The 25,740-nt window shown below is 67.1% G+C and carries 23 protein-coding genes; 14 read left to right on the forward strand and 9 right to left on the reverse strand.

All coding sequences use genetic code 11. The features are described 5' to 3' along the window. Positions 1-141 precede the first annotated feature (141 nt). The gene (locus NA11_RS41460; RefSeq protein ID WP_069167596.1) at positions 142-1,530 is read right to left on the reverse strand and encodes a purine-cytosine permease family protein; all 1,389 of its coding nucleotides are present in this window, start codon (positions 1,528-1,530) and stop codon (positions 142-144) included. Positions 1,531-1,621: 91 nt separating this feature from the next. Continuing rightward, a complete protein-coding gene (locus NA11_RS41465) occupies positions 1,622-2,590 on the reverse strand; it encodes a poly(ethylene terephthalate) hydrolase family protein (RefSeq protein ID WP_141718142.1) in 969 nt (322 codons plus the stop codon). A 178-nt stretch (positions 2,591-2,768) separates the two neighbouring features. Between NA11_RS41465 and cobA the strand changes: the two genes are divergently transcribed. Together cobA and NA11_RS41475 are read left to right on the forward strand one after the other, a co-directional pair. Further along, positions 2,769-4,043: a uroporphyrinogen-III C-methyltransferase gene (cobA, locus tag NA11_RS41470; protein ID WP_069167598.1), complete on the forward strand. Its 1,275-nt coding sequence runs from the start codon at positions 2,769-2,771 to the stop codon at positions 4,041-4,043. Positions 4,044-4,093: 50 nt separating this feature from the next. Continuing rightward, complete coding sequence (locus NA11_RS41475) at positions 4,094-5,578, forward strand: MFS transporter (protein ID WP_084655537.1); 1,485 nt, start codon at positions 4,094-4,096, stop codon at positions 5,576-5,578. Between the two features lie 18 nt (positions 5,579-5,596). Here NA11_RS41475 and NA11_RS41480 read toward each other — a convergent pair whose 3' ends face one another. The 3 genes from NA11_RS41480 to NA11_RS41490 all read right to left on the reverse strand — a co-directional run bounded on the left by NA11_RS41480 (position 5,597) and on the right by NA11_RS41490 (position 8,989). Beyond that, complete coding sequence (locus NA11_RS41480) at positions 5,597-6,010, reverse strand: PPOX class F420-dependent oxidoreductase (protein ID WP_218023486.1); 414 nt, start codon at positions 6,008-6,010, stop codon at positions 5,597-5,599. Between the two features lie 66 nt (positions 6,011-6,076). Next, a complete protein-coding gene (locus NA11_RS41485; RefSeq protein ID WP_069167600.1) occupies positions 6,077-7,441 on the reverse strand; it encodes an aspartate aminotransferase family protein in 1,365 nt (454 codons plus the stop codon). Between the two features lie 57 nt (positions 7,442-7,498). After that, positions 7,499-8,989 (reverse strand): CoA-acylating methylmalonate-semialdehyde dehydrogenase, encoded by a 1,491-nt coding sequence (locus NA11_RS41490; RefSeq protein ID WP_069167601.1) that lies wholly within the window; start codon positions 8,987-8,989, stop codon positions 7,499-7,501. A gap of 143 nt (positions 8,990-9,132) precedes the next feature. Between NA11_RS41490 and NA11_RS41495 the strand changes: the two genes are divergently transcribed. From NA11_RS41495 to NA11_RS41515, 5 genes are all read left to right on the forward strand, one after another. Beyond that, positions 9,133-10,725: a PucR family transcriptional regulator gene (locus NA11_RS41495; protein WP_069167602.1), complete on the forward strand. Its 1,593-nt coding sequence runs from the start codon at positions 9,133-9,135 to the stop codon at positions 10,723-10,725. Positions 10,726-10,797: 72 nt separating this feature from the next. Continuing rightward, complete coding sequence (locus NA11_RS41500; protein WP_069167603.1) at positions 10,798-11,475, forward strand: NADPH-dependent F420 reductase; 678 nt, start codon at positions 10,798-10,800, stop codon at positions 11,473-11,475. Positions 11,476-12,084: 609 nt separating this feature from the next. Further along, positions 12,085-13,134, forward strand: coding sequence for a hypothetical protein (locus NA11_RS41505; RefSeq protein ID WP_141718143.1), 1,050 nt, complete (start codon positions 12,085-12,087; stop codon positions 13,132-13,134). After that, positions 13,121-14,170, forward strand: coding sequence for a thiaminase II/PqqC family protein (locus tag NA11_RS41510; protein ID WP_069167605.1), 1,050 nt, complete (start codon positions 13,121-13,123; stop codon positions 14,168-14,170). The genes NA11_RS41505 and NA11_RS41510 overlap by 14 nt, the downstream gene beginning before the upstream one ends. After that, the gene (locus NA11_RS41515) at positions 14,143-15,123 is read left to right on the forward strand and encodes a DMT family transporter (RefSeq protein ID WP_069167606.1); all 981 of its coding nucleotides are present in this window, start codon (positions 14,143-14,145) and stop codon (positions 15,121-15,123) included. Before NA11_RS41510 ends, NA11_RS41515 begins: the two co-directional genes overlap by 28 nt. Before the next feature lie 435 nt (positions 15,124-15,558). Here the strand turns inward: NA11_RS41515 and NA11_RS41520 are convergent, their stop codons facing one another. Continuing rightward, positions 15,559-16,290, reverse strand: a complete 732-nt coding sequence (locus tag NA11_RS41520; protein ID WP_069167615.1) for a DUF7873 family protein — start codon at positions 16,288-16,290, stop codon at positions 15,559-15,561. A gap of 215 nt (positions 16,291-16,505) precedes the next feature. Here NA11_RS41520 and NA11_RS41525 point away from each other — a divergent pair, with 215 nt between their 5' ends. Continuing rightward, a complete protein-coding gene (locus tag NA11_RS41525) occupies positions 16,506-17,138 on the forward strand; it encodes an HD domain-containing protein (RefSeq protein ID WP_069167607.1) in 633 nt (210 codons plus the stop codon). 111 nt (positions 17,139-17,249) lie between these two features. Here NA11_RS41525 and yaaA read toward each other — a convergent pair whose 3' ends face one another. Continuing rightward, positions 17,250-17,993: a peroxide stress protein YaaA gene (gene yaaA / locus NA11_RS41530; RefSeq protein ID WP_069167608.1), complete on the reverse strand. Its 744-nt coding sequence runs from the start codon at positions 17,991-17,993 to the stop codon at positions 17,250-17,252. Between the two features lie 58 nt (positions 17,994-18,051). Here yaaA and NA11_RS41535 point away from each other — a divergent pair, with 58 nt between their 5' ends. Both NA11_RS41535 and NA11_RS41540 read left to right on the forward strand, forming a co-directional pair. Further along, positions 18,052-19,812 (forward strand): proline--tRNA ligase, encoded by a 1,761-nt coding sequence (locus NA11_RS41535; RefSeq protein ID WP_069167609.1) that lies wholly within the window; start codon positions 18,052-18,054, stop codon positions 19,810-19,812. A gap of 138 nt (positions 19,813-19,950) precedes the next feature. Next, positions 19,951-21,702, forward strand: coding sequence for an acyl-CoA dehydrogenase family protein (locus NA11_RS41540; protein ID WP_069167610.1), 1,752 nt, complete (start codon positions 19,951-19,953; stop codon positions 21,700-21,702). Positions 21,703-21,824: 122 nt separating this feature from the next. Here NA11_RS41540 and NA11_RS41545 read toward each other — a convergent pair whose 3' ends face one another. After that, complete coding sequence (locus NA11_RS41545) at positions 21,825-22,259, reverse strand: ferritin-like domain-containing protein (protein WP_069167611.1); 435 nt, start codon at positions 22,257-22,259, stop codon at positions 21,825-21,827. Between the two features lie 94 nt (positions 22,260-22,353). Continuing rightward, entirely contained in the window at positions 22,354-22,947 is a 594-nt protein-coding gene (locus NA11_RS41550) for a hypothetical protein (RefSeq protein WP_245746559.1), read from the reverse strand. A 262-nt stretch (positions 22,948-23,209) separates the two neighbouring features. Between NA11_RS41550 and rimP the strand changes: the two genes are divergently transcribed. From rimP to NA11_RS44500, 4 genes are all read left to right on the forward strand, one after another. Next, positions 23,210-23,884, forward strand: a complete 675-nt coding sequence (gene rimP / locus NA11_RS41555) for a ribosome maturation factor RimP (RefSeq protein ID WP_069167612.1) — start codon at positions 23,210-23,212, stop codon at positions 23,882-23,884. Then, on the forward strand, positions 23,881-24,912 hold the full coding sequence (nusA, locus tag NA11_RS41560; protein WP_069167613.1) for a transcription termination factor NusA: 1,032 nt from the start codon (positions 23,881-23,883) through the stop codon (positions 24,910-24,912). The genes rimP and nusA overlap by 4 nt, the downstream gene beginning before the upstream one ends. Before the next feature lie 65 nt (positions 24,913-24,977). Continuing rightward, positions 24,978-25,340 (forward strand): YlxR family protein, encoded by a 363-nt coding sequence (locus tag NA11_RS44495; RefSeq protein WP_084655539.1) that lies wholly within the window; start codon positions 24,978-24,980, stop codon positions 25,338-25,340. A 110-nt stretch (positions 25,341-25,450) separates the two neighbouring features. Beyond that, positions 25,451-25,740, forward strand: a 290-nt coding sequence (locus NA11_RS44500; protein ID WP_174567803.1) for a translation initiation factor IF-2 N-terminal domain-containing protein, incomplete at its 3' end; no start/stop codon positions are given.

Raw genomic sequence — 25,740 nt, forward strand, 5'->3', positions numbered from 1 at the left:
ATTTGACTACCGTCGATGGTGCCCAGGTTGAGAGTTGGTGCGGTCGTGTCCCGTTCGTGTGGGTGGCGGTTCACGAGTGGTACATGGTCGAGGCGTTTGCGGCGTGTCGCCTCCACCATGTCCCACTCGTGAAGGCGTGTCTCACTGAGTGGGACGTGGCGGGCGGGTTGCGAGGGCGGCGTAGGTGGTGCCGGCGAGTAGGAAGCCGACGAAGAAGGTGATGTCGCCGAGGTCGGGGAGTTGGCGGACCAGGTAGCCGGTGAACTCGGCTTGGTGGGAGAACAGTAGGACCGAGATTGCTAGGCCGAACAGGAATGCCGCCACGCCAGGCCAATTGGTGTGCCTGCGGTCGTACAGGAGGTCATCGATGGTGCGTCCGCGGCGCAGGTACTGGTCGACGAGCATGACGCCTAACCATGGGCCGATCCAGTACGCGACGATCAGCAGGAACGCTTCGTAGCTGGCGGCGGCGTCGGGCAGGGCCCACCAGGCGACCAGGAAACCGATGGCGCCGAAGCCGATCGAGACGACGGCTCGCTGGGTGCGGATCGGCAGCCGCAGGCCGATCGTCACGAATGCCATTGCGCCCGAGTACACATTCAATGCGTTGGCCGCGACCGCGCCGAGTGCGATGGCGAGCAGGGTCAGCTTTGCCAGTGCGTCAGGCAGATTCGCGGTGAAGACGTCTGTGGGACTGCCATTGACGGTACTGACAATGGTGGCCGAGGCCGCACCGAGCGCGGACAGCCAGAGACAGGAGACGAACAGCCCGGCCGCCGCGTACCCGCCGGTGGCGACCCGCGATACGCTGCGCGGCAGGTAGCGAGAGTAGTCCGCCGCGTACGGATTCCAGCCGCCGGTGTAGCCGAAAGCGGTGCCGACGGTCAGCAGGAACCCGCCGATACCACCCACCCCGCCCGCCGGCGCGGCAGCACTCAGGTCGGCCTTGGCGAAGATCACCACGGTCACCAGGACGAACACGACCGCGAGCACCGGGAACACGATCCGTTCGAACGCGTGCACCAGATTGTGGCCGAAGGCGGCAAACCCGGTCTGCGCCACCACGATCAAGGCCAGCCCGGTGAGCTTCGGCATGCCCGTCAGGCTGTTCAGCGCGAACGCCCCGCTGACGCTGTTGGTGGCAAACCAGCCGACCCCGCACATGATCGACATGAACGTGGCGGGCAGCGCATTCCCGCGATACCCGAACGCCGAGCGGCCGAGCACCATCTGCGGCACGCCGTGCACCGGCCCGCGCGCCGACAGCACCGCATGTGCGGCGGCGCCGAGCCCGACGCCGACCGCGAGGCCGAGGCTCGCCTGCCAGAAGTTCATGCCGAACGCGGTGACCGCAAGCACGCCGATGAAGATCGTCGCGAACTCCAGGTTCGGCGACGTCCAGGTCCAGAACAGCTGCCGGGGGCGGCCGTGCCTCGCCTCGTCGGGGATGTACTCGTTGCCGCCAGGCTCTACCGCGATGACGCGATCGGCGTATTCGGCGGCCAGCGGCGGGTCATCGGTCGTAGCCATGTATGAACACTGGTCGGTGGTGGCCGCATCGGCAACGGACGATCTGTACGTCAATCGGCGCGGTCGGGCGGACAGTTCGCCCGCCCTCGCTTCAGTCGGTGACGCCGCCGACCTGATTGTGCCAATTGGGCGACGGCCCGAACAGCGCGCCGCCTGCGCGGAAGGCGGCGCGCGCAGCGGCATCGCCGGTCAGCTGCCCCAGCAACCAGGCTGTTGGGTAGCCGAGATATCCGTACACCCCGGTGGTGCAGGGGAACGACGCGCCGTAACAGCCTGGCTGGCCCTGAACATCGTTGTGGTTCGGGCCGCTGAGTGTGGCCCACACCTTCGTCACGTTCGCCGGAGTCGCTTCGTAGTAGCCCTGATTCGACTGCAACCCGTCCGTCTGCCACGGCAGTGCCTGATGCGACGGGGAGATGAGTGCGTCGGTGGATCCGTTCACCAGGAACACCGATCCTGATGTCAGCGAACGGGTATCGGCGCAGGCGATCGAATTCGAGCACCAGGTCTGCGCCGGAAGCTCCAGCGGTACAACGGTTTTGATGACCCCTGCGGAATCACGCATCGCGTTGAGCACGCCGGAGGCGCCCTGCGAATGTCCCATCGCGCCGACGGCGGTCCGATCGAGCTTCCCGAAGAACTCGCTGGCCGGATCCTCGTCCCGCGCAAGCAGATAGTCCAGCGACTTCCGGATGTCGACCCCGGATCCCGTGCGCTGATTCTCGGTGGCGATCACCACGAACCCCCACGACGCCAGATGCCGCAACAGGTAGGTGTACTGGCTCGGCACCGCGTTGGTTCCATTGCCCCACACGACGATCGGATGCCGTGTCGTACCCAGATCCGTCGGATACCACACGTCGAACTTGGCCCCGGTGCTGTCACAACACGCGAATCCGATCCGCTCGGTCACTGCCGCAGGCCCCTGCTCGAAGTACTTCGCCTCGATCCCCGGCGCCGGAACATAAGGCGCGGGTTCAGCATTCGCCACTACGGCCGTCATCGGCACGCAGATCAACATCATCGCCATCATTCGTATTGCCCGACGCCAGCGCTTCATGCGCCCGAGTATAGGAATGCCCGGCCGCTTCCGCGCCACCGGCGGACGGCGACCCGCGCCTCGACCTCGACCGTTTCCCGCTGGTCGAGCACGGATTGCCCGGGTGCGGGCGGCGCAACACCGGCCGTGACCGAGTCGATTGCGGTGGCCGCAACGCGAGGCCGTAGGCTCGAAAATTGTGTCGAACACCCCAGAAGCCCCCGATGACCAGGCGGTATCCGCCTCCCCGAAGCACGGGGATCCGAACTATCTGGTCGGGCTCGATCTCGACGGCCGCCGGGTCGTCGTGGTCGGCGGCGGCACGGTGGCGCAGCGCAGGCTCGGGCTGCTCATCGCCTCCGGTGCGCAGGTGCACGTGGTGAGCCGCGAGGTCACCCCCGCGGTCGAGGGCATGGCGACCGCCGGGCAGATCACGCTGACGCTGCGCGATTACGCCGATGGCGACCTCGACGGCGCCTGGTACGCAATGGCGTGCACCGACGAGCCGGAGACCAACGCGGCCGTGGTTGCGGAAGCCACCCGGCGGCGGGTCTTCTGCGTGCGTGCGGATACCGCGCGACTCGGCACCGCGGTGACGCCCGCGACGGCGCGCTACGACGGCATGACCCTCGGCGTACTGGCCGGCGGTCAGCACCGGCGCTCGGCCGCGGTGCGCAACGCGGTGCTGGAAGCGCTGCAATCCGGTGTGGTGACCGATGATTCGACGCCGATCGCGCCCGGTGTCGCGCTGGTCGGCGGTGGGCCCGGCGATCCGGATCTGATCACGGTGCGTGGACGGCGGCTACTTGCCCGCGCGGACCTGGTGGTCGCCGACCGGTTGGCGCCGCCGGAACTGCTGGCCGAACTCGGCCCCGAGGTCGAGGTGATCGACGCGGCGAAGATTCCGTACGGGCGGGCGATGGCGCAGGACGCGATCAATGCCGCGCTGATCGAAGGCGCCAAAGCGGGCAAGTTCGTGGTGCGGCTCAAGGGCGGCGACCCGTACGTGTTCGGGCGTGGCTTCGAGGAACTCGAAGCGTGTGTCGATGCCGGGATCCCGGTGACCGTGGTGCCGGGCATCACCAGCCCGATCTCGGTGCCCGCGGCCGCCGGTATTCCGGTGACCCATCGCGGGGTCACCCACGAATTCGTGGTGGTGAGCGGACATGTCGCGCCGGATCACCCGGATTCGCTGGTCGACTGGCCCGCGCTCGGCCGGCTGCGCGGGACGCTGGTGTTGATGATGGCGGTGGAGCGGATCGAGCAGTTCGCGACCGCGCTCATCGACGGCGGGCGCGCCGCGAGCACACCGGCGACCGTGATTCAGGAAGGCACGCTGCGCACCCAGCGGGTGTTGCGCGCCGACCTCGGCACGGTGGCCGCGCGGGTGCGTGCGGAAGGCATCCGGCCGCCCGCGATCGTGGTGATCGGTCCGACCGCAGGATTCTCCGGGGACGAGCCGACGGCAGGCTGAGCGCGCAGCCGAAGTCTGGTGCCGCCCGGAATCAATTACAGTGGCTCACTGTGCTCCAGAACCCCGCTGCGCCGATGCAGTATCCCGTGACGCAGCGAGCTTTCGGGCTCGCGATTCTCGTACTCAGTGGGATGCAGCTGATGAGCGTGCTGGACGGCACGGTCATGATTCTGGTTGTCCCGCGATTGCAGGCGGATTTCGGCATGACCTCATCCAGTGCGAACTGGGTGATCACGTCCTACGCACTCACCTATGCCGGGCTCATGCTGCTCGGCGGTCGGGTCGGTGACGCGTTCGGGCGCAAGAAGATGTTCCTGCTCGGGGTCGGCTTGTTCACCGTCTCCTCGCTGCTGTGCGGTCTGGCGATCAACGGCGGGATGCTGATCGGCATGCGGGCGCTGCAGGGCGTCGGCGCAGCCTTCGCCTCGCCCACCGCTCTGGCTTTGGTCGCGACCACCTTCGCGCCGGGCAAGGCGCGCAATCAGGCCATCGCGATCTTCGGCGCCATGGTCGGTGTCGGTTCGGTCGGCGGCTTGGTGGTCGGCGGCGCCTTGGCCGATGTCTGGTGGCGCGGCATCTTCCTGATCAACGTGCCGATCGGCCTGCTGGTGTTCGTGGGTGCGATGCGCTGCCTGCGCGACACCGAGCATCACCGCCTCACCCTCGACGTTCGCGGTGCTGTGCTGGCCACGATCGGCGTCGCCACGCTGGTGTTCGGCGGTATGGAGGGGCCTGTGCTGGGGTGGGGGCACCCGGTGATCATCGCCTCGCTCGTGACCGGCGGCATCCTGCTGATCACCTTCATCCTGTCCGAGCGCAACGTGGACAACCCGCTGCTGCCCTGGTCGCTGTTCGGCAGCAGGGACCGGGTCGCGACCTTGCTCGCGGTGCTGCTCGCCAGCGGCGTGATGGGCGGCATCTCGGTCTTCGGCGCGCAGTACGTGCAGAATGTGCTGGGCTACAGCGCTTTACAGGCCGGCCTGATCTTCATTCCGTTCACCATCGGCATGGGCATCGGCGGCGGGCTTACCTCCAAGCTGGTCATGCGGGTGGCGCCGCGGATCCTGATCGGCGCAGGCGCAGGCCTGGCGGCCGTCGCGCTGGTGTTCGGCTCGACCCTGGACCGCACCGCGAATCTGCCGACGCTGCTCGTGCTGTTCCTGGTGATCGGTACCGGCGTCGGCATCGTGCTGGTCATCGTGCCGCTGTGCTTGATCGTCGGCGTCGAGCCCACCGAGATCGGCCCGCTGAGCGCGGTCGGCCAGATGCTGCTCGCGTTCGGACCGGCGTTGGCTCTCGGCTTCCTCGGCCCGGTCGTTGTCTCGCGCACCCTCGCGGCGGGCGGCAGCAACACCATCAAGCCGAGTGCCATGAGCAATTCTCAGCTCGACGCGCTGAGCAGCGGCTACACCCTGGCGCTGTTCCTGTGCGGCGTCGGTGTGTTGCTTACTCTGCTGATCGCGCTCGCCATCCGATACACGGCGGCAGAGGCGGCCCAGGCGCAGCACGCGCAGGAAGAGGCCCAGCAGGCCTGAACCTGCTGGGCGCAGGGATCAGAGGCGGCCGGTGATCTTGTTCGGGGTGATGCGGACGATGACGCGCGGGCCGTCGTTGACGGAGGCCGGGTTGAAGTCCCGGTACTTCTGGCCCGAGTACTTCATCGACATCACGTCGGCGAACGTCCGCTCGGGATCAGGCGTCAGCGTCGCCGTCCCGCGAATTTCCGCGTAGACGTACGGGTTCTCCGGCGGGTTGACCATGACGGTGATCCGCGGGTCCCTGGCCAGGTTCTTGCCCTGCTGGCGATCAGTCGTTGTGGAGAACAGCAAGTCGTCACCGTCTCGGATGAGCCAGGTGACGACCAGGTGGGGATGCCCGTTGGCGTTGACGGTGGCCACCGTCGCGAACACCTTGGACTCGTCCACGTACTTCTTCAGATCCTCGGAAAGCGCAGCTGTATCGGTCACGCCTAGCTGAAACAACCCGGTGGCGAACGGCATTCCGGCCGGACAGGCCGGAATGCCGTTCCGCGCTCACACGGTGTGCCGGTCCGCCACGGTCAGCGCCTGGTCGAGGAGGGCAAGGCCCTCCTTGGCTTCGGCCGCGCTGACCACGCACGGCGGCACCACGTGCAGCCGGTTGAAGTTGATGAACACCAGCAGTCCGGCGGCCCGGCATTCGGCGGCGACCTCGGTCATCGCCTGACTCGTCCCGCCGTACGGGGCGAGTGGTTCGCGGGTGGCCCGATCCCGGACGAGTTCGAGCGCCCAGAACACGCCGGTGCCGCGGACCTCGCCGATGCTCGGATGCCGGGCGGCGAGTTCGCGAAGGCCGGGGCCGAGCACCTCGGCACCGATATCGGCGGCGTTCTCGATGATTCGTTCGTCGGCCATGGCGTCGATCGTCGCGACCGCGGCCGCGGTCGCGAGCGGGTGGCCCGAATAGGTGAGGCCGCCGGGGTAGGCCCGATCATCGAAGGTGGCCGCGATGGCAGGGGAGATCGCCACGCCGCCGAGCGGCACGTACCCGGAGTTCACGCCCTTGGCGAAGGTCAGCAGATCCGGCACGACGTCGAAATGGTCTATCGCGAACCACTTTCCGGTGCGGCCGAAGCCGGACATCACCTCGTCGGCGATGAGGATGATGCCGTGCTTGTCGCACAGTGCCCGCACGCCGGCCAGATATCCCGGCGGCGGAACCATGATTCCCGCTGTGCCTGGAATGGATTCGAGCACGATCGCCGCGATGGTGCTCGGCCCCTCGAACGCGATGGTCTGCTCGAGATGGGCCAAAGCGCGCTCGGATTCTTCGGTTTCGTTGCTCGCGTGGAACTGGGTGCGATACAGGAACGGTCCGAAGAAATGCACGACGCCGGCATTGCCGTGATCGTTGGGCCAGCGCCGCGGATCGCCGGTCAGGTTGATCGCCGTCTCGGTGCCACCGTGATAGGAGCGGTAGCGGGTCAGCACCTTGTAGCGGCCGGTGTGCAGCCGGGCCATCCGCACCGCGTGCTCGACGGCCTCGGCGCCACCGTTGGTGAAGAAGATCTTGTTCAGCTCACCGGGGGTCCGCTCGGCGATCAACCGCGCCGCCTCCGACCGTGCCGCGTTGACGTGCTGCGGTGCGACGGTGCACAGCGTGGCCGCCTGCTCCTGCACCGCCGCAACGACTTTCGGATGCTGATGGCCGATGTTGGTGTTCACCAACTGCGAGGAGAAGTCGAGCAGCCGATTGCCGTCGCCGTCCCACACATAACAGCCCTGGGTTGCGGTGATCGTCATCGGGTTGATCTGTGCCTGGGCGGACCAGGAGTGGAAGACGTGGCGGCGATCGAGCTCGTACGCGCGTGCCGCCTGCTGGCTGGCGGCCTCCGGAGTCAATCCGTTCGGGAGGGTCATCGGCGAATTCTCCTGCGTCAGTGGGTTATCGACCAACGGTAGTTGTCGGGGCTCTCGCTACTTGTTCTCGGGGAAGCCGAGATTGATCCCGCCGTGGCTCGGGTCGAGCCAGCGCGTGGTGACCGCCTTGCCTCGGGTGAAGAAGTGCACGCCGTCGGTGCCGTGCGCGTGCGAGTCGCCGAACAGCGAGTTCTTCCAGCCGCCGAAACTGTAGTAGGACATGGGCACCGGGATCGGCACGTTGATGCCGACCATGCCTACCTCCACCTGGTTGTGGAAGCGCCGGGCCGCGCCGCCGTCGTTGGTGAAGATGGCGGTGCCGTTGCCGTACGGGTTGGCGTTGATCAACGCGAGCGCGTCGTCATAGCTGTCCACCCGCACCACCGACAGCACCGGGCCGAAGATCTCGTCGGAGTAGACGCTCATCTCGGTGCCGACGTGGTCGAGAATCGTCGGGCCGAGCCAGAATCCGTCCGACTCGCCGTCGGCCTCGATGCCGCGGCCGTCGAGAACGACGGTGGCCCCTGCGGATTCGCCCGCCGCGATGTACTCGGCAACTCGATCGCGGTGCGCGCGGGTGACCAGCGGACCCATGTCGGTGTCGCGGGTGCCGTCGCCGGTCTTGATGGTCCTGGCCCGCTCGGTGATCTTGCCGACCAGTTCGTCGCCTGCGCCACCGACCGCGACCACCACGCTGATCGCCATGCATCGCTCACCGGCGGAACCGAATCCGGCGTTGACCGCGGCGTCGGCGGCCAGGTCGAGGTCGGCGTCCGGCAGCACAACCATGTGGTTCTTCGCGCCGCCGAGCGCCTGCACCCGCTTGCCCGCCGCGGTGCCGCGCTGGTAGACGTACTGCGCGATCGGCGTCGAGCCGACGAACGAGACGGCCTTGATGCGCGGGTTGTCCAGCAGCTCGTCGACCGCGACCTTGTCGCCCTGCACGACGTTGAAAACGCCTGCGGGCAAACCCGCTTCCTCCCACAGCTCGGCCAGCCACAGCGACGCCGACGGATCCTTCTCGCTCGGCTTGAGCACCACCGTGTTGCCCGCGGCGATCGCCAGCGGGAAGAACCACATCGGCACCATCGCGGGGAAGTTGAACGGCGAGATCACCGCGACGGGGCCGAGCGGCTGGCGGATGGAGAAGATGTCCACCTTCGTCGACGCGTTCTCGGTGTAGCCGCCCTTCAGCAGATGCGGGACACCGCAGGCGAATTCGACCACTTCGAGGCCGCGGCTCACCTCGCCCATCGCGTCGGCGAGCACCTTGCCGTGCTCGGCGGTGATCAGCTTCGCGACCTCTTCCTTGCGCTCGTTGAGCAGCTCACGGAACCGGAACAGGATCTGGGTGCGCCGGGCCAGCGAGGTGTCGCGCCAGGCGGGAAAGGCGTCGGCGGCCGAGTCGACCGCGGCGCGGGTGTCCGCGACATTCGCCAGGGCGACCTGCCCGGTCACCACGCCGGTCGCCGGGTTGGTCACCGGGGCCGTCGCCTCGCTGCTGCCAGCGAAAGCCTTGCCGTCGAGCCAGTGCGCGATTGTCTGCATTTCTCCTCGTTTCGGTTCGATCCGTGCGTGTCGCGATGCGTCGGCCGGACGGACGCCTGCTTGGTTACCACTCTCCGCCATGAACCCTCCTGGATGGGCCGACGATCTGTACATGTTTTCGGATTTCGTATTACGATTCGTCGGTGCTTCCCTCCGTGGCCGATGTGCTGGCGATGCCGGTGGTGCGTGCCGGGCAGCCCGAGATCGTCGGCGGCGGATCGCTGGACCGGCCGGTGCGCTGGGTGCACGTCAGCGACGTCGCGGATGTGGCGCAATTGCTCGTCGGTGGGGAGCTGATCCTGACCACTGGGCAGGCCATGAGCCACGGCGATATCGCGACGGTCGGCTATCTGACCGCATTGGCCGCCGCCGGAGTGGCGGGCCTGGTCATCGAGCTCGGTGGCTACGTTCCGGTGCTCGCGCCGATCGTCGGCCAGACGGCCGACGCACTAGGTCTGCCGGTGATCGCGCTGCATCAGATCACCCGCTTCGTCGAGATCACCGAGGCGGTGCACCGGGTCATCGTGGCCGAGCAGTACGCCGAGCTGGAGTTCGCGCGCACCGTGCACGAGACCTTCACCGATCTCAGCGTGCGCCGCGCCTCCCTCGCCGAGATCGTGAAAACCGCTGCGGGGATGCTGGATTCGTCGGTGGTGCTGGAGGATCTGGCGCACCGGGTGCTCACCTTCACGGCCAAGCACGCGTCCACCTCGGCACTGCTCGACGACTGGGAGACCACCTCGCGGCTGCTGCCCGACGGGTGGGACGCGGTGGCGGTCGGCCCGCACCCGCAGCGCTGGGGGCGGCTGATCCTGCGCGCCGGTGACGTGCCGACCGCCCGCGCCACGATGGTGCTCGAACGGGCAGCGCAGACGCTCACGCTGCATCGGATGATCGAGAAGGACCGCTTCGGCCTGCACCGGCAGGCGCAGACCGGGCTCATCGACGACATGGTCAACGGCCGGGTGCTGGACGAGCGAGACGCGGTGGCGCGGGCCGCCGCGCTCGGTGTGGCCCGGCGCGCCGCCTACGTGCCGCTTGCCATCGACATCGCCGCGGTCGACGAAACCGATCCGGTGGCCAGGCAGCGGCGGGCCGCCGGCATCCTTGACGCGGTCACGCACGGGCTCGGACTGGCGAAGGTGACCGCGCTCACCGCCGCCGACCAGGGCGACCGGGTCGGCATGATCCTCGCGCTGCCGCGCAGCGGCGACCTCGACGAGAGCCTGACGACCGCGTGCGCGACGCTCACCGGCGAGGTGCGCCGGGTCGACGGCGTCCAGCGGGTGGTGATCGGCGTTGGCGCGGAATCGGATTCGCTGCTCGACACCGCACACGAGCTGCCGCATGCCGCGCACGTCGCGGAAGTGGCCCTCTCGCTGGCGGATTCGGTGCCTCGGGCGTTCTATCGCAGCGGCGACGTGCGGTTGCGCGGGCTGCTCTCGCTGATCCGCAACGAACCCGGCGTCCAGCGGTTCGCGGAAACCGAGCTGAGTGCGTTGCTGCGCTATGACATTCGGTACGCCGCCGACCTGACCAACACGCTGCGCCAGTTCCTCGATCTGGCGGGCAACAAGACCGATCTCGCGCGCAGGCTCAACATCAGCAGGCCGACCCTCTACGACCGGCTGGCCCGCATCGAACGCATCCTCGCCGTCGATCTGGACAACGGTGAATCCCGCACTTCGCTGCACGCCGCCCTGCTCATCCGCGACCTCACCGCTAACGCTCGGTGACCCAGGTGTGGCGAACGGCACAGGACAGGGCAAAACCGGAACATCGCAGGTCGTCGTGCCGTTCGACGGTGTATGACAACCCTTGGATTGGTCGGTAGCGGGAACATCGGCGGCACGGTGGCGCGACTCGCCATCGCCGCAGGACTGGATGTCGTGCTGAGCAACTCGCGCGGCCCGGAGACCCTCGCCGATCTCGTCGCGGAACTCGGGCCACGCGCTCGGGCGGCGACCGCCGACGAGGCGGCCGCGGCGGGGGACATCGTGGTGGTAACCGTGCCACTGCGCAACTACAAGCAGGTGCCGGTTGTTCCGTTGGCGGGCAAGGTCGTGATCGACACCAACAACTACTATCCGGATCGGGACGGCGCCTTCCCCGAACTGGAAGAGGGCACGATCACCTCCAGCGAGCTGTTGCAGAAGCATCTGCCGACCTCGAAGGTGGTCAAGGCGTTCAACAACATCTACTTCCTGCACCTCGGCCAGTTGGCTACGCCTGCCGGATCGCCGGACCGCACCGCGCTGCCGATCGCAGGCGATGACGCCGACGCGAAAGCCGCTGTGACGCAACTGCTCGACGTCCTCGGCTACGACGCCGTCGATGCGGGCCCACTGAGCGAGAGCTGGCGCTTCCAGGTGGCCACGCCCGCCTACGCCGATGTGTATGCGAAGGGACTTCCGTTCTGGGAGAACGGCGGGACACCCGTCGGCGCCGCGAAGATTCGCGAGCTGCTGGCCGCCGTCGAACGGTAGTACCCAGCCGCACAGCACAATCGAGCCCGGGAGCGCAGTCCGCTCCCGGGCTCGACTCGTTCCTGTCGAGCCTTGTCTACCGGTGTTATCGATAGGTGAGTGCGTATGGTTTGTGATCGCTCATTCACCTTGCGGTGGCCTGCTGTCTCATTTGCATAGTTCGCCGCGCAGAATCCGGCGTGCAACTTTCGCGGATGACGGAACGGTGAATGTCATGCCCATAGAACTGGGGGTGCGTTCACCCTAATGTCAAGCAGGCCAATGGATTTGGCATAATTGTTGAATCATTGCGATAGTCTTTGATCGTCCGATCATCGGACAACTCGTTAGCCGCTCGGCATCAGCCCCTCCAAGCGGTTGGCGCCTGGCGAGCGAAGCGAGCGAACAAACACAGCCGCCATGCGGTTATGCCGGAGCTGAGCGTCAGCGAAGCGAAGGCATGAGCGCAGGTCCCTGAGGGGAGGTGTCATGAAAATTCGTCGCACTTCGAAAGTTGTCGCTCTGACCGCAGTTCACCTCTGAGTCAGCAGCTGAGTTAAGGATGGGGCGGTCCCTCGTGGGGCGCCCCACCCGCCCTTTGAATTCCTTGTACGAAAGGTCGACGGCGCGGTGACTCGAACAATCCCGGGCAAACCACAGCTTTTGGCGGAGGTATCGGAAACCTCCGCCGCCACTCTCGAATTACGCAGCGGGGAGGTGACATTCGAGGTCGAGCCGGAGGGGGAGATCACCGCCGAGCAACTGGGTGCGGTGCTGCGCTCGACCGACGGGTCCGCGTCGCTCGCCGAAATCTCGGCGAAGACCGGCGTCGCGCCGGACCAGCTCACCACCATCCTGCTGCCCGCGCAGATCGCGGGCCTGCTCGCCGACCGCGCCGAGCCCGCGGCCGAAGCGCCGATGGCCGTCCTCGGCAGTGTCGAACACGTCGTGAACCGGCTGCTGGAGGAACTCGTCTTCGACGGGCCGTTCTGGCGGGCGATACTCGATCATCCCGAGCAGGTCGAACCGCACGTGTATTACGGGTTCGGCCTGGAGAATTGGTTCTTCCTCTCCAGGGAATGCGAATTCGACTCGGCGATCCTCGCCTATCCGAGCAGCGATGCGATCCGCACCATGGCGAACGATTTCTATCACGAGGAACACCGGCACGACGACATCGTTGTTCGTGCCTTCGAAGGCCTCGGCATCGTGCGCGCAGACCTGGTTTCGGCCAGGCCGCTGTCCACCACATCGGGCTTGATCAAATTGCTGTCCTGGTGGGCGCGCACCGATCCGCTGTTCTTCATTGCCACCATCGGAATTCTCGAAGGACGCCTCGAACAGAGCGAGGAAGAAGGCGCCACCTACGACTCGTTCCTGCGCGCCTGCGGAATCGCAGGGATCCCAGCGCATTTCGTGGAGCCCATGCGTCAGCACGCAAAAGTGAACGCGGGTCACGACCACGGCAGCGTCAGCCGGGAGTTCTTCGCGGCCTTGCCGCCGCTGCCTGCGGGCACGACCGCGCGCCTGGTCGGCAAGGCGCATCTGTTCGTCGAGGCGTACGCCGAGTTCTTCAACGGGGTGCTCGAGTACTACGGCAATGCGGCTCGCCCCCTGGTGCGCACCCTCAGCGCATCGACTCTGACCACGACGGCAGGAGTTGACGATGGCCGGTCATGAATTGTTGCGGCGCCCGACCTTGCGCACTGCGGTCGAGCGCAAGGAGACGGGCGACGGTGTCCGGCTGTCGTACCTGGCGGACCGGCACTGGATCGAGCTGGAATACCTCGAAGGACGCACCGACGAATCACGGCGGTTCTTCGACGCTTTGGCGGCGGGCACCAGCTCCGCCGACGAGCTCGCCGCCGAATTCCCCGGCAGCCGCGAAGAATTCGGTGCCGTGCTGGCCGCGCTCGACGAGCACGGCATGCTGGTGGACTCCGCGCCGGTCACACCGGCGAGCGGAACCACCGGCGTCGGCGCGTATGCCCACCTCAAGCGGGCGGCCGACACCGCGCGCGCGACGATCAACAGCCCGTTCACCGATGCGCTGATCGCTGGCACGGTCAGCCGCGACCAGATTATCGGGTATGCGATCGAGTACTGGCACGTCACGCACCTGTGCCCGCGCGCGCTGGCTCCGCTGCTGGCGCGCGACGACATCGGCATCGAGGTCTGGCAGCAGTTCATGGCGTTCTATCAAGCCGAACGCAACCATGACCGGATGCTGGAGAAGTCGCTGAAAGCCGTTGGTATCACTCGCGAACAGCTGCTGCAGATGCAGCCGCTGCCCGCGACGATGTCGATCATGGCGTCGATGGGCGTGCACGCCTACCAGTTCCCGCTCGGCATCATCAGCACGCTGTTCCCGATGGAGGAGCCGGAACCGGACTTCCTCGACCTGTTCCTGGCCCGCTGCCGGGAAAACGATCTGTCCGAAGAGTTCTTCAAGCCGATCGCCGCGCACTCCGGCGTCAACGAGGACGAGGAGCACGAGGCCGTCAGCCTGGATCTGCTCGCCGAATTCTCGTTCGTCGGTCACGAAGAGCTCAACGAGTGCGCCAAGGCGGTGGTCGACATCATCGAGCACCGGGCGCGGCTCGATGGGCAGATCATGTCCTGGTACGCCAACGGTGGGCTGCGGATCTTCACCGACTCCTATCCCGTGGAAACGGGAAAGGCCTTGACGTGCTTGCCGCTAGCCGCCTTGCTCTGATCGCCCTTGCGGCCATCTGGGGATCCAACTTCCTGCTGGTCGATGTGGCGTTGGAGGGCGCCGATCCGGCGCAGATCGTGGCAGCACGACTGTGGCTGGGCGGCGCCATCCTGCTGGCCTGTTGCCTGGTCATGCGGCGACAGTTGCCGCGTGGCTGGGGAATCTGGGCGCGGCTGCTGCTGATGGGTGTCCTCGGGCAGGCGTTGCCGTGGTTGCTGTTCGCCTGGGGGCAGCAGCAGGTGTCGGTGAGCATGGCGGGCATCTACAACAGCGTGACGCCGTTGGCTTCGCTGCCGGTGGTCTGGCTGTTGTTGCGGCACAAGGGGAGTCGAGGTGAGGTGGTCGCCTCGGTGCTCGGGTTCGGCGGGATCATCGTGTTGATGGCGCCGTGGGGCGAGACGTCGCGGTCGTCGCTGGCGGGGCAGCTTGCCTGCCTGGCAGGCGCCGTCTGTTACGCCGTTGCCTACGCGTACGCGAAGCATCTGATCAGCACGCTCGGTTATTCGAAGGTGGCGTTGGCGGCCAGCCAGGCGATCGTTGCCGGGCTGCTGATGCTGGTGGTGACGGCGCCGCAGTTGGCGCGGCCGATGGATCCCACTGCCGCGGTGGTCGGTTCGCTGGTCGCGATGGGTGTCGGAACGGCGGTGGCGTTCCTGCTCAACTACTGGTTGATCGGGACGGTCGGGCCGTTGCAGGCGGGTCTCGCGTTCTATCTGATGCCGTTGGTCGCGGTGGGACTCGGTATCGGGGTGCGCGGTGACGTGCTGCACGTGCATCAGATTGTCGGTGCGGCAGTGGTATTCGCCGCGCTGGCGTTGCAGTACGCCATCGATCGGCACGAGACTCTGGAAGGTCAAGGGCCGCAGCGAGAACCGGAGCCGGTGCGTGTCGATGTCGAGCCCGCGTATAGATCAGGGGACGCGGGCTCGGTCGGTCGGAGCGGCACTGAGTGATTCGGCAATGTCGCGGATATTGGGGAACCCGGGAGCGTAGCCTGCTCCCGGGTTCCAGCAATGCCGCCCAATTCGCACACCGCAGCGGTGGGATCGGATGAGGTTCACAATCAGCGACGCGTCATACGTTTAGACCACCTCCGCATGGGCGCGGAGGACCGGTGTTGAACCGGCATCTCGTCGCGGGCATGTCCTTTCCTCGTGCTGCGCTGTTCGGCGGCGAATACTCGTGCTGGAGCGAGAGTCTGAGATTGGCACGGTTGCCTCTACCAGTTGGGCTACCCGAGCATGGATGCCCGGAGGGGGACTTGAACCCCCACTGACGCCGTGTAATTCAGCTTGAGCTTCAGTTTGAGTTTTGCGCTCTTGGCGCATCCCCCGCCCGCGGCGGGGGAGTCGGTGGGGCCAGGGACGAGTATCGCCCCTGGCCGGGTTTCAGCGGAAGAGGTATCCGAAGACCGCGTCACCGGTCTTGCGGTCGGTGACCTCGGTGCCGTTCGCCTCTTCCCGCGCGAATTTCACTGCCCGCTGGAGCTTCTCGACGCGGTCGGCCAGCTCGTTGACCCGTCGAGCAGGCAGCGCGCCGGAGAACCGCACCGTGTTCCAGTAACCGATCGCGATGTCCTCGTAGTACACCTCGACCTGGGCCGGGTGCTTCTCGGTCGCCTCGGCCTTGACGTGGTTACGCGGCACCTTCTTGGTGCGGATCGTGCGTACGGTGTCGGTGCGCCAGGTGTCGGTGGAGTCGTCGAACGACCACGACTCGGCCGCGTCGAGTACCGGCAGCTTCTTCACGAACGCGTGCAGGTCGGCCAGCTGCTTCTCCAGGAACAGCAGGTAGGAGACCGGCACCGCGCGCAGCAACGTCTCGCCGTCGACGGTCACGTCGGCCTTGGCTTCGGTGTTCGCCCAATCCTTGGTCGCGGTGACATCGAACAGGCGGGTCAAGGTCGTCGCGGTCTCGCGCAGCACCTGCTCGGACTTCACCTGCACCCGGGTCGACTCCGGCGGAAGCTGCTCGCCCTCTTCGTCTTTCGGCTGATAGGTGCGCGCGATACCGGCCAGCAACGGCGCCTTCTGCAGCGAACCGTGCGCCTCGGCGAGCTCGCGCAGCGTGTCGCTCTTGATGCCCTTCTCCACCGCAATGATCTGATTGAGTTTCGTCATCCAAAACCTCCCCGCCGCGCGATCCGCGCGGTGCACCAACATGAGGCCCGAGGCATCCGAATCCTCCCGTTCCGGACGCCTCGAGCGCTGGAGCGACGGTACCGAGCCACGGTGGCTCAGCGCATCCCATTTATCGCGGCCGCTTCGGCGAACGTGCCGAAAACCACACGCCACAGGGCATTGTCGGGTGCGGGGCGGTTCGGCAGACTGTGCGGATGGGGACATCGAAGGAAGCAAATCTGCTCGCGCGCTGGGCGGAACTCGCTGGGGCACAGGCGTCGGCGGTCGGCGAGGAGCTGATCGGGCGGTATCAGGAGCCGCATCGGCGGTATCACACGGTGACTCACCTGGCGGCGATGCTGGGTGTCATCGACGATCTGGCCGCCGATGCCGACGATGTCGACGCGGTGCGGTACGCTGCGTTCTTTCATGACGCGGTCTACGCCGTCGATCGTCACGACAACGAGGAACGCAGTGCCGATCTGGCCGAGGAGATGCTTGGATCACTCGGTCTCGCAGCGGAACTCGTCGACGAGGTCGCTCGCTTGGTGCGGTTGACGGCGACGCACGCGCCTGCCGATGACGATCGCAACGGTGGGGTGCTGTGCGATGCAGACCTCGCGGTGCTTGCCGCGGATGAAGCAGGGTACGCGGCCTATACCGCCGCGGTTCGACAGGAGTATCGGCATGTGCCCGACGAGCTTTTCCGGGCCGGGCGCACGGCGGTGCTGCAAGGTCTTGCGCAACAGCCCCGATTGTTCCGAACACCAACGGCTCGAACCCGTTACGAGGCCGCAGCTCGCGCGAACCTGGCCCGCGAGTTGACGACCCTCACTTCCACCGACTGACGCGTCGCCTCGCGATCCGAAATCCGCACCCCTTGTGTGCATCCGCACCCATTCCGGAAGCCCGGAACGAGTGCGAAGGCACGGAAGGGGTGCGGATCAGCAGTTCGCGGCTCAGGTGATGATCAAAAGTTCGGTGGGGGAGGCGATCTCGGTCCGCAGGCCCGCCTTGTCGGCGACGCGGGCGAGGCCGCGCACGTCGGTGGGTTCGGCGCGGGTGAGCACGAGGGCGCGGGCGAGCAGGCCCTTGTGGTGTTTGTTGAAGTGGCTCACCACGGTTCGGCTGCCGTCGGGATGCTCGGTGAGGACGTTGGCGGTGACCGCGCCTGGCACCCGACCGAGCTGCTGATAGGTGCCGGAGCGCAGATCGACGACGAGATCGCCCGCCGCCTCGGCCAGCAGGGCCTCGGCGAGCGAATCGCGCCAGACCGCGGAAAGAGTCGGCAGGCCTGGCAGTTTCGAGCCGCCGGAGAGCCGGTAGGCCGGGATCGGATCGCTCGCCCTGACCGCGCCGAACAGCGCAGAGCCGATGCCGAGCCGCGCATACGCCTTGGCGCGCTGCTGCTTGGTGAACGAGCTCGCTTCGAGCGCGTCATAGAGCACGCCGGTGTAGCGCTCCAGCGCAGGCCGAGTCGGCGCCGTGCGCAGAGCCGCGTTCCTGGCGATCTCGCTGTCAGCCCCCTTGCCGAGCCCGAGCACGGCGCGGCTCGCCGCCGGGTCGGTGGCCAGCTTCATGACTTCGTCGACGAGCCGCTCGCGCACCGCCGTGAGCTGCGGCATCGACAGGGCAGCCAGGTCGAGCGGTACGTCCGTACCACCGTCGGACTTGGTTTCGGAGGGAGGCAGCAGCACCAGCACGAGCGAATACGGTAATGCGCTTCGAGCATCGTCCTGTCAGCGACTACCCTGTGCATCCGTGATCACCCGCCTCTCTCGACTTTTCCTGCGTACCCTGCGCGACGATCCCGCCGACGCCGAGGTGCCCAGCCACAAACTGCTCGTCCGTGCCGGATACGTGCGGCGCATCGCGCCGGGCGTGTACTCCTGGCTGCCGCTCGGGCTGCGCGTGCTGCGCCGGGTCGAAGACGTGGTGCGCGAGGAGATGGACGCGATCGGCGCCCAGGAGATCTCATTGCCCGCGCTGCTGCCGCGCGACCCATACGAGACGACCAACCGGTGGACCGAGTACGGCGACAGCCTGTTCCGGCTGCAGGATCGCAAGGGCGCCGACTACCTGCTCGGCCCCACCCACGAGGAACTGTTCGCGCTCACCGTGAAGGGCGAATACAACTCCTACAAGGACCTGCCGGTCACCCTCTACCAGATCCAGAACAAGTACCGCGACGAGGAGCGGCCCCGCGCCGGCATCCTGCGCGGGCGCGAGTTCATCATGAAGGACTCGTACTCGTTCGACCTGGACGAGGACGGACTCAAGGCGAGCTACAACGCGCATCGCGAGGCCTACCAGCGGATCTTCGAGCGGCTGCAGGTCAAGTACGTCATCGTCGCGGCCACCTCCGGCGCGATGGGCGGCAGTGCGTCCGAGGAGTTCCTGGCCGACAGCCCCGTCGGCGAGGACACCTACGTGCGCTGCCTCGAATCCGGCTACGCGGCCAACGTCGAAGCGGTCATCACGCCTGCGCCCGCGCCGCTGCCTGTCGACGGACTGCCCGAGGCCGTCGTGCACGACACCCCCGATGCGCCGACCATCGCGACCCTCGTCGACTGGGCCAACAGCGCCGGGATCGACAAGCAGTTCGGCCGTCCGGTCACCGCGGCCGACACCCTCAAGAACGTGATGGTCAAGTTGCGCCACCCGGACGGCAAGTCCGAGATCGTCGGCATCGGCCTGCCCGGCGACCGTGAGGTCGACGACAAGCGGCTCGGCGCCTCCGTCGAACCCGCCGAGGTCGAGTTGCTCACCGACGCCGACTTTGCCGCCAACCCGTTCCTGGTGAAGGGCTACATCGGTCCGAAGGCGTTGCAGGCCAACGGTGTTCGCTTCCTGGTCGATCCCCGTATCGGGACCGGAACGGCCTGGATCACCGGCGCCGACGCCAAGGGCAAGCACGTGGTCGGCCTGGTCGCCGGGCGTGACTTCGTGCCGGACGGCACCATCGAGGCCGCCGAGGTCCGCGACGGCGATCCGTCGCCCGACGGTCGCGGCGCCCTGGTGTCCGCGCGCGGCATCGAGATCGGCCACATCTTCCAGCTCGGCCAGAAGTACACCAACGCGTTCGACGTCGACGTGCTCGGCGAGAACGGCAAGCCGGTGCGGCTCACCATGGGCTCCTACGGCATCGGCGTCTCGCGCATGGTCGCGGTGATCGCCGAGCAGCAGCACGACGACAAGGGCCTGCGCTGGCCCGCCGAGGTCGCGCCGTTCGACGTGCACGTCGTCATCGCGAACAAGGACGACGCAGCCCGCGCCGGCGCCGAGGAAGTGGTCGCAGGCCTGCACGCCAACGGCCTCGACGTGCTCTTCGACGATCGCACCGCTTCCCCCGGCGTCAAGTTCAAGGACGCCGAACTGCTCGGCATGCCCTTGGTCCTCGTCATCGGCCGAGGCTGGGCCGAAGGCAAGGTCGAACTCCGCGACCGCTTCACCGGTGAGGCCGAGGAAATCCCCGCCGACGCAGCAGTCACCACAGTCGTCGCCAAGGTGCGCGGCCAGTAGCACTCGAACCCGATCGGCCCCGGTGGACATCCACCGGGGCCGCTCGCTTTTCGACCTACGGTGGCGTAGGGGAGATTTGCTTTGTGAAGTGGGGTAGACCCGCTTCGGGCTGCTGTTACTCGCTGGTAAGTTAACGGCATGACGAGCACCGATGCGTTGTTGTTCAACCCGGCCACCTACGACCCGCAGCAGTTCGACGCCGAGACTCGGCGCCTGCTGCGCGCCACCATCGAGTGGTTCGAGTCGCGGGGCAAGCAGCAGCTGCTGGTCGATGACGCGGACGCGGTGTGGACGGCGGACTTTCTCGACTTCGTCGCGAAGGAGAAGCTGTTCGCCACCTTCCTGACCCCCGCCGCGTACGCCGACGGCGACGAGAACCGGCGCTGGGACGCGGCCCGCAACGCCGCGCTCTCGGAGATCTTCGGCTTCTACGGCCTGGCCTACTGGTACGCCGAGCAGGTGACCATCCTCGGTCTCGGCCCGATCTGGCAGAGCGACAACGAGGACGCCAAGCGCAAGGCGGCCGCCGACCTGGCCGAGGGACAGGTGATGGCGTTCGGTCTGTCCGAGCAGACGCACGGCGCCGACATCTACAACACCGACCTGGTGCTCACCCCGACCGAGCCGGGCAGCGCCGACGCCGAGGCGGGCATCCTGTTCCGCGCCAACGGCGAGAAGTACTACATCGGCAACGGCAATGTGGCGAGCATGGTTTCGGTGTTCTCCCGCCGCGCCGACATCGAGGGCGCCGACGGCTACGTGTGGTTCGCCGCGGACTCCCGCCACGAAAACTACCGGCTGCTCGGCAATGTCGTGCACCAGCAGATGTATGTCAGCACGTTCCGCCTGGAGAACTACCCGGTGACCGCAGCCGACATCCTGCACACCGGCCCCGAGGCGTTCTCGGCGGCGCTGAACACCGTCAACGTCGGCAAGTTCAACCTGTGCCACGGCGGTATCGGCATGGTCGAGCACTCCTTCTACGAGGCGATCACGCACGCCAACAACCGGATCCTGTACGGCAACCCGGTCACCGACTTCCCGCACGTGCGCACGAATTTCGTCGACGCCTACGCCCGCATCGTGGCGATGAAGCTGTTCAGCGACCGCGCCGTCGACTACTTCCGCAGCGCGAGCCTCGAGGACCGGCGCTACCTGCTGTTCAACCCGATGACGAAGTCCAAGGTGACCTCCGAGGGCGAGACGGTGATGACGCTGCTGCTGGATGTGCTCGCCGCCAAGGGATTCGAGAAGAACACCTACTTCGCCGAGGTGCAGCGCCTGATCAACACGCTGCCCCGGCTCGAGGGCACGGTGCACGTGAACGTCGGGCAGATCCTGAAGTTCATGCCGAACTACCTGTTCAACCCGAAGGACTACCCGGAGGTCGGCACCCGCCAGGACGCGGCCGACGACGAGTTCTTCTGGCATCAGGGTCCGGCGCGCGGCGCGGGCAAGGTGCAGTTCGCGGACTGGACCCCGGCCTACGAGAAGCACGCCGACATCCCGAATGTCGGACGCTTCTTCGAGCAGGCGCAGGCGTTGCGCACGCTGCTCAGCACGGCAGGCCCCGATGCCGCTCAGCAGAAGGACCTGGACTTCATGCTGACCATCGGCCACCTGTTCTCCCTGGTGGTCTACGGCCAGCTGGTGCTGGAGCAGGCGGCGATCACCGGCCTGGACCGTGATCTGCTCGACCAGATCTTCGACTTCCAGATCCGTGACTTCAACACCTACGCCACCACGCTGTACGGCAAGCCGTCCGCCACCCCCGACCAGCAGGGTTGGGCCGCTTCGGCATTGCGTCCTCCGGTCGCCGATCGCGCCCGCTTCGACCGCGTGTGGGGCGAGGTCGTCGCATACGACGGCGCCTACGAGATGCGCCCGTAAGTGACACATTCATGGCCGCGCAGCGCTGCTGTGCGGCCATGAATGCTGTTGGCGTTCAGTGAATCCGGACACATCACCGCTTGGCTTGAACAGCGAACGGCCGGGTCAGGGCTCGCTCGGCCCTAGACCTTCCCTGGGAACGCGATCGTCGGCGGGTTCGTGCCGAGGATCGACTGCCAGGTGGCAAGGCGCACAGCGGCTTCGGTGAGCGCATCGACGCCCATGCCGCGAAGGGTCTCGGCCGCACCGTGTTCGACGACCGCGCGCCAGGCGACGGCGCAGTCGGATTCGACGATCGCGGCGAGCTTGGCCGCCGGAATCGGGTCGGTGATCGGGAACGGGACCGTGTAGGCGGCGTTCTGGGCCGGTGCGTCGATACCGCTCGCGGTGAGCGCGTCGAGGGTGGTGTCGCGCCGGGCCCGATGTGCGGCAGTGTGCTCGGCGACGAGGCGGGCGCGCTCGGGGGAGGCGTAGGCGGCGATGACGCCGTAGGCGTACACCGCACCGTATTCGGCGTGCAGGGCGTCGAGCAGTGCTTGGCGTTCCGCGTCGTTCATGCTCGCACCTCGCTTGTCGGTTCCGTCAGCGTGGAGTCGATCACTCGCACCGAGTCGATCAACAGCACCGTGTCGAGCGGCAGCATGGTGTCGATCATCCGAGCAACACCCCCGCCTGGACGGCGCAGGCCGCGCTGATCGAGGCGAGCAGCCCTGCCCGGTAACCGGATTGGGTGCGGGCCAGGTCGGCGGCAGACTGCCGGGACTTGGTGAGCTGGGCGCGCAATGTGTCCACGCTCGGCGGCGGCGTCGGGGGCACAGCCGACCCGGACGCCACCGCGGACGGTCCCGAGGCGGCGGGGCCGTTCGTGCGGGTGCGGTGGACCGGCGTGGTGCCGTCGCCGTACACGCCGATCACCCGGTCCATCTCGGCCTTCAAAGCGTCTGCGTGCGCGGTCCTTTCGGACGCGATCACGGTGAGCGCGGTGTGTCGCTGCGGTGCGAGCGCGATCGCCGCGGTCGCCGCCGCGGCATCGGCGCGGGCCTGAACCTCGTGCGTGGCAAGCGGATCCGGCTCGTACACCGTGTCGTCGGCGCCGCATCCCGCGGCCGCGCCGAGCGCGAAGACCCCGATCGTGCCGCCGCCCGCGAGTCGTAAGACGCTGCGGCGGTCCAGTGCGAACCGGGAATCGTGCCGGTCGGAGGGGTTGCACGCAGCGGGCGGCGCGGCGAGAAGGCGGATGGGCACGGCACCATCGTGCCAGATTCGCGAGGCGCCTCCGGACCAGGCACCGGTGTTCGGATCGCCTGCCTCGGGATCGGTCGTTGAGCCGTTGTTGCGGTGGCGCGCGTTGGTTCCCGATGGAAGCGAGTTACCATCTCTCACCCGCCACTTGTGGCGCGCGTACTGCCTGCCCGCTGGTCCTTTACACTCTCTGGGCGCGTTACGCTAGACCCTCGGTAGAAGAAATTTCCGACCATCGTGACAACTGAACCAGGAGCCGCCCCACATGCCGATGCCGACCGAGGAAAGGCTGAGTCAGCTCATAGCTGGACTCGTCGAACGCCGAGGATTCGACCTCGAAGGCGTCGATATTTCGACGTCCGGCAAGAATGCGGATGCGCAGGCTCGCGTGCAGGTGACCGTCGACAGCGACGGCCCCTCCGATCTCGACACCATCGCGAAACTCAGCACCGAACTCTCGGAGTTGCTGGACGAGGCAGGCGATTTCGGCGAGACGCCGTACCTGCTCGAGGTCACCACCCCTGGCGTCGACCGTCCGCTCACCGTGGACCGGCACTGGCGCCGCGCGCAAGGCCGAAAGGTCCGGATCCATCTGCGGGCCGGAGCTCCGGCCCCGGATCCGGGTGGCTCGGCGAAGTTCGAGGCACGGGTCGGACAGCTCGACGGCGATACAGTTGCGCTGGTACTCGGCGGAAAGCAGAAGCCACACCGCGTGAAAGTCTCACTCGCCGACATCGCCGAAGCGGTGGTGCAGGTCGAGTTCGGGAAGCCGGGCCCACGGGAAATGGAACTCGCCGGCGGCGTGATTCCCGGCCGCCCGGTGCCTGGCCAGGAAGATGATGTGCCGGCGGTCGACGCCCCGGATATTGCAGGAACACCAGATGAACTAGCCGAATCAGTACCAGCGTCCGATTCGCCGACCGAAGGGATCGTGGAATGAACATCGAAATCGAAGCCCTGCGTGCGATCGTCGCCGACAAGGGGATCTCGATCGAGACCGTGATCTCCGCGATCGAGTCGGCGCTGCTCACCGCTTACCGGCACACCGAGGGCCACCAGCCCAACGCGCGCATCGACATCAACCAGAAGACCGGAACGGTCAGGGTGATGGCCCGCGAGCTGGATGCCGACGGCAACGTGATCTCCGAATGGGACGACACCCCTGAGGGTTTCGGCCGGATCGCGGCGACCACCGCGCGACAGGTGGTGTTACAGCGGCTGCGTGACGCCGAGAACGAGAAGTCCTTCGGCGAGTTCTCCACGCACGAAGGCGACATCGTCGGCGGCGTGGTGCAGCGCGATGCCCGCGCCAACGCGCGCGGCACCATCGTGGTCCGCATCGGCAGCGAGCTGCACGGCGCGGAGGGACTGATCCCGCCCGCCGAGCAGGTGCCGGGGGAGACCTACGAGCACGGCGACCGGATCAAGTGTTACGTGGTCGGTGTCTCGCGCGGCCCGCGCGGCCCGCAGATCACGCTGTCGCGCACCCACCCGAATCTGGTGCGGCGGCTGTTCGCGCTCGAGGTGCCCGAGATCGCCGACGGCTCGGTCGAAATCGTGGCTGTCGCGCGGGAAGCCGGGCACCGCTCCAAGATCGCGGTGCGCAGCACCGTGTCCGGCGTGAATGCCAAGGGCGCCTGCATCGGCCCGATGGGGCAGCGCGTGCGCAACGTGATGAGCGAGCTGGCGGGCGAGAAGATCGACATCATCGATTACGCCGAGGATCCGGCGACGTTCGTCGGCAACGCGCTCTCGCCGTCGAAAGTGGTGTCGGTCACCATCGTCGATCCGGAGGCGCGTGCCGCACGGGTGGTTGTGCCGGACTTCCAGCTGTCGCTGGCCATCGGCAAGGAGGGGCAGAACGCCCGCCTGGCCGCCAGGCTGACCGGCTGGCGCATCGATATCCGCAGCGACGCCGCCCCTGACATGGGCGGCGGCTCGGTTCGGACGGAGGCGCACCGGAGTTGACCGAAGCCGACGCGGCGCGCCGTGCGGTCGACATCCCGGGGTACGAAACGGACCATCGGGATGACATGTTGGTAACTTCCGCGGGGGAGCGGTTCGGTGATCCGACCGGGGCAGCGGTAGAGTGGACACAGGTTCAGCACGCGCAACCGATTCGGACCTGTATCGGATGCCGGAAGCGCGAGTTGGCCGTCGATCTGTTGCGAGTCGTGGCGCAGGAAATGGTTACCGGAAACGGTGCCCCGTGCGTCATGATCGTTCCCGATCCGCGGCACAGACTTCCCGGACGGGGTGCCTGGTTGCACCCCGTCTCGGCTTGTCTGACCGTGGCAGAACGACGCCGAGCATTCGGCAGAGCACTACGAGTGTCCGGAAATCTGGATATCTCAGCCGTGGAGAAGTACCTCGAGAACAGGCACGAGCACTCATGAGCACACCGTGAAGCACCAACGATGAACGTCCATCGGAGATAACCCGAGGTCGTGCGGGCCCCGTCCCTGAATAACGGGTGCACCTGCTCGACCTCTCAGTGAGGAGAGCAGTGGCAGGCAAGGCCCGCGTGCACGAGTTGGCCAAAGAACTCGGTGTCACCAGCAAGGAACTACTCGCAAAGCTGAAGGATCAGGGCGAGTTCGTTAAGTCTGCGTCGTCGACGGTGGAAGCACCCGTTGCGCGCAGGCTCCGTGAGTCGTTCGCGAAATCAACCCCGTCGAACGGCACCAAGTCGGGTTCACGCCCCGCCCCGTCCGGGTCGGCCCGTCCGGCCGCGAAGCCCGCAGGTAACGGCCCGCGTCCCGGTCCCCGTCCGGCTACCCCCGCGCCCGCTCCGGC

This window comes from Nocardia altamirensis NBRC 108246 (genome assembly GCF_001612685.1).
In the GTDB taxonomy this organism is placed as follows: domain Bacteria; phylum Actinomycetota; class Actinomycetes; order Mycobacteriales; family Mycobacteriaceae; genus Nocardia; species Nocardia altamirensis.

Excerpts from the sequence above, each read along its gene's own strand:
- nusA (WP_069167613.1), top strand. The coding sequence starts at position 23,881 with ATGAACATCGAAATCGAAGCCCTGCGTGCGATCGTCGCCGACAAGGGG.
- NA11_RS41500 (WP_069167603.1), top strand. The coding sequence starts at position 10,798 with ATGACAACCCTTGGATTGGTCGGTAGCGGGAACATCGGCGGCACGGTG.
- rimP (WP_069167612.1), top strand. The coding sequence starts at position 23,210 with ATGCCGATGCCGACCGAGGAAAGGCTGAGTCAGCTCATAGCTGGACTC.
- NA11_RS41460 (WP_069167596.1), bottom strand. The coding sequence starts at position 1,530 with ATGGCTACGACCGATGACCCGCCGCTGGCCGCCGAATACGCCGATCGC.
- NA11_RS41540 (WP_069167610.1), top strand. The coding sequence starts at position 19,951 with ATGACGAGCACCGATGCGTTGTTGTTCAACCCGGCCACCTACGACCCG.
- NA11_RS41520 (WP_069167615.1), bottom strand. The coding sequence starts at position 16,290 with ATGACGAAACTCAATCAGATCATTGCGGTGGAGAAGGGCATCAAGAGC.
- NA11_RS41490 (WP_069167601.1), bottom strand. The coding sequence starts at position 8,989 with ATGCAGACAATCGCGCACTGGCTCGACGGCAAGGCTTTCGCTGGCAGC.
- NA11_RS41465 (WP_141718142.1), bottom strand. The coding sequence starts at position 2,590 with ATGAAGCGCTGGCGTCGGGCAATACGAATGATGGCGATGATGTTGATC.
- NA11_RS41525 (WP_069167607.1), top strand. The coding sequence starts at position 16,506 with ATGGGGACATCGAAGGAAGCAAATCTGCTCGCGCGCTGGGCGGAACTC.
- NA11_RS41510 (WP_069167605.1), top strand. The coding sequence starts at position 13,121 with ATGGCCGGTCATGAATTGTTGCGGCGCCCGACCTTGCGCACTGCGGTC.
- NA11_RS44495 (WP_084655539.1), top strand. The coding sequence starts at position 24,978 with ATGTTGGTAACTTCCGCGGGGGAGCGGTTCGGTGATCCGACCGGGGCA.
- NA11_RS41485 (WP_069167600.1), bottom strand. The coding sequence starts at position 7,441 with ATGACCCTCCCGAACGGATTGACTCCGGAGGCCGCCAGCCAGCAGGCG.
- NA11_RS41545 (WP_069167611.1), bottom strand. The coding sequence starts at position 22,259 with ATGAACGACGCGGAACGCCAAGCACTGCTCGACGCCCTGCACGCCGAA.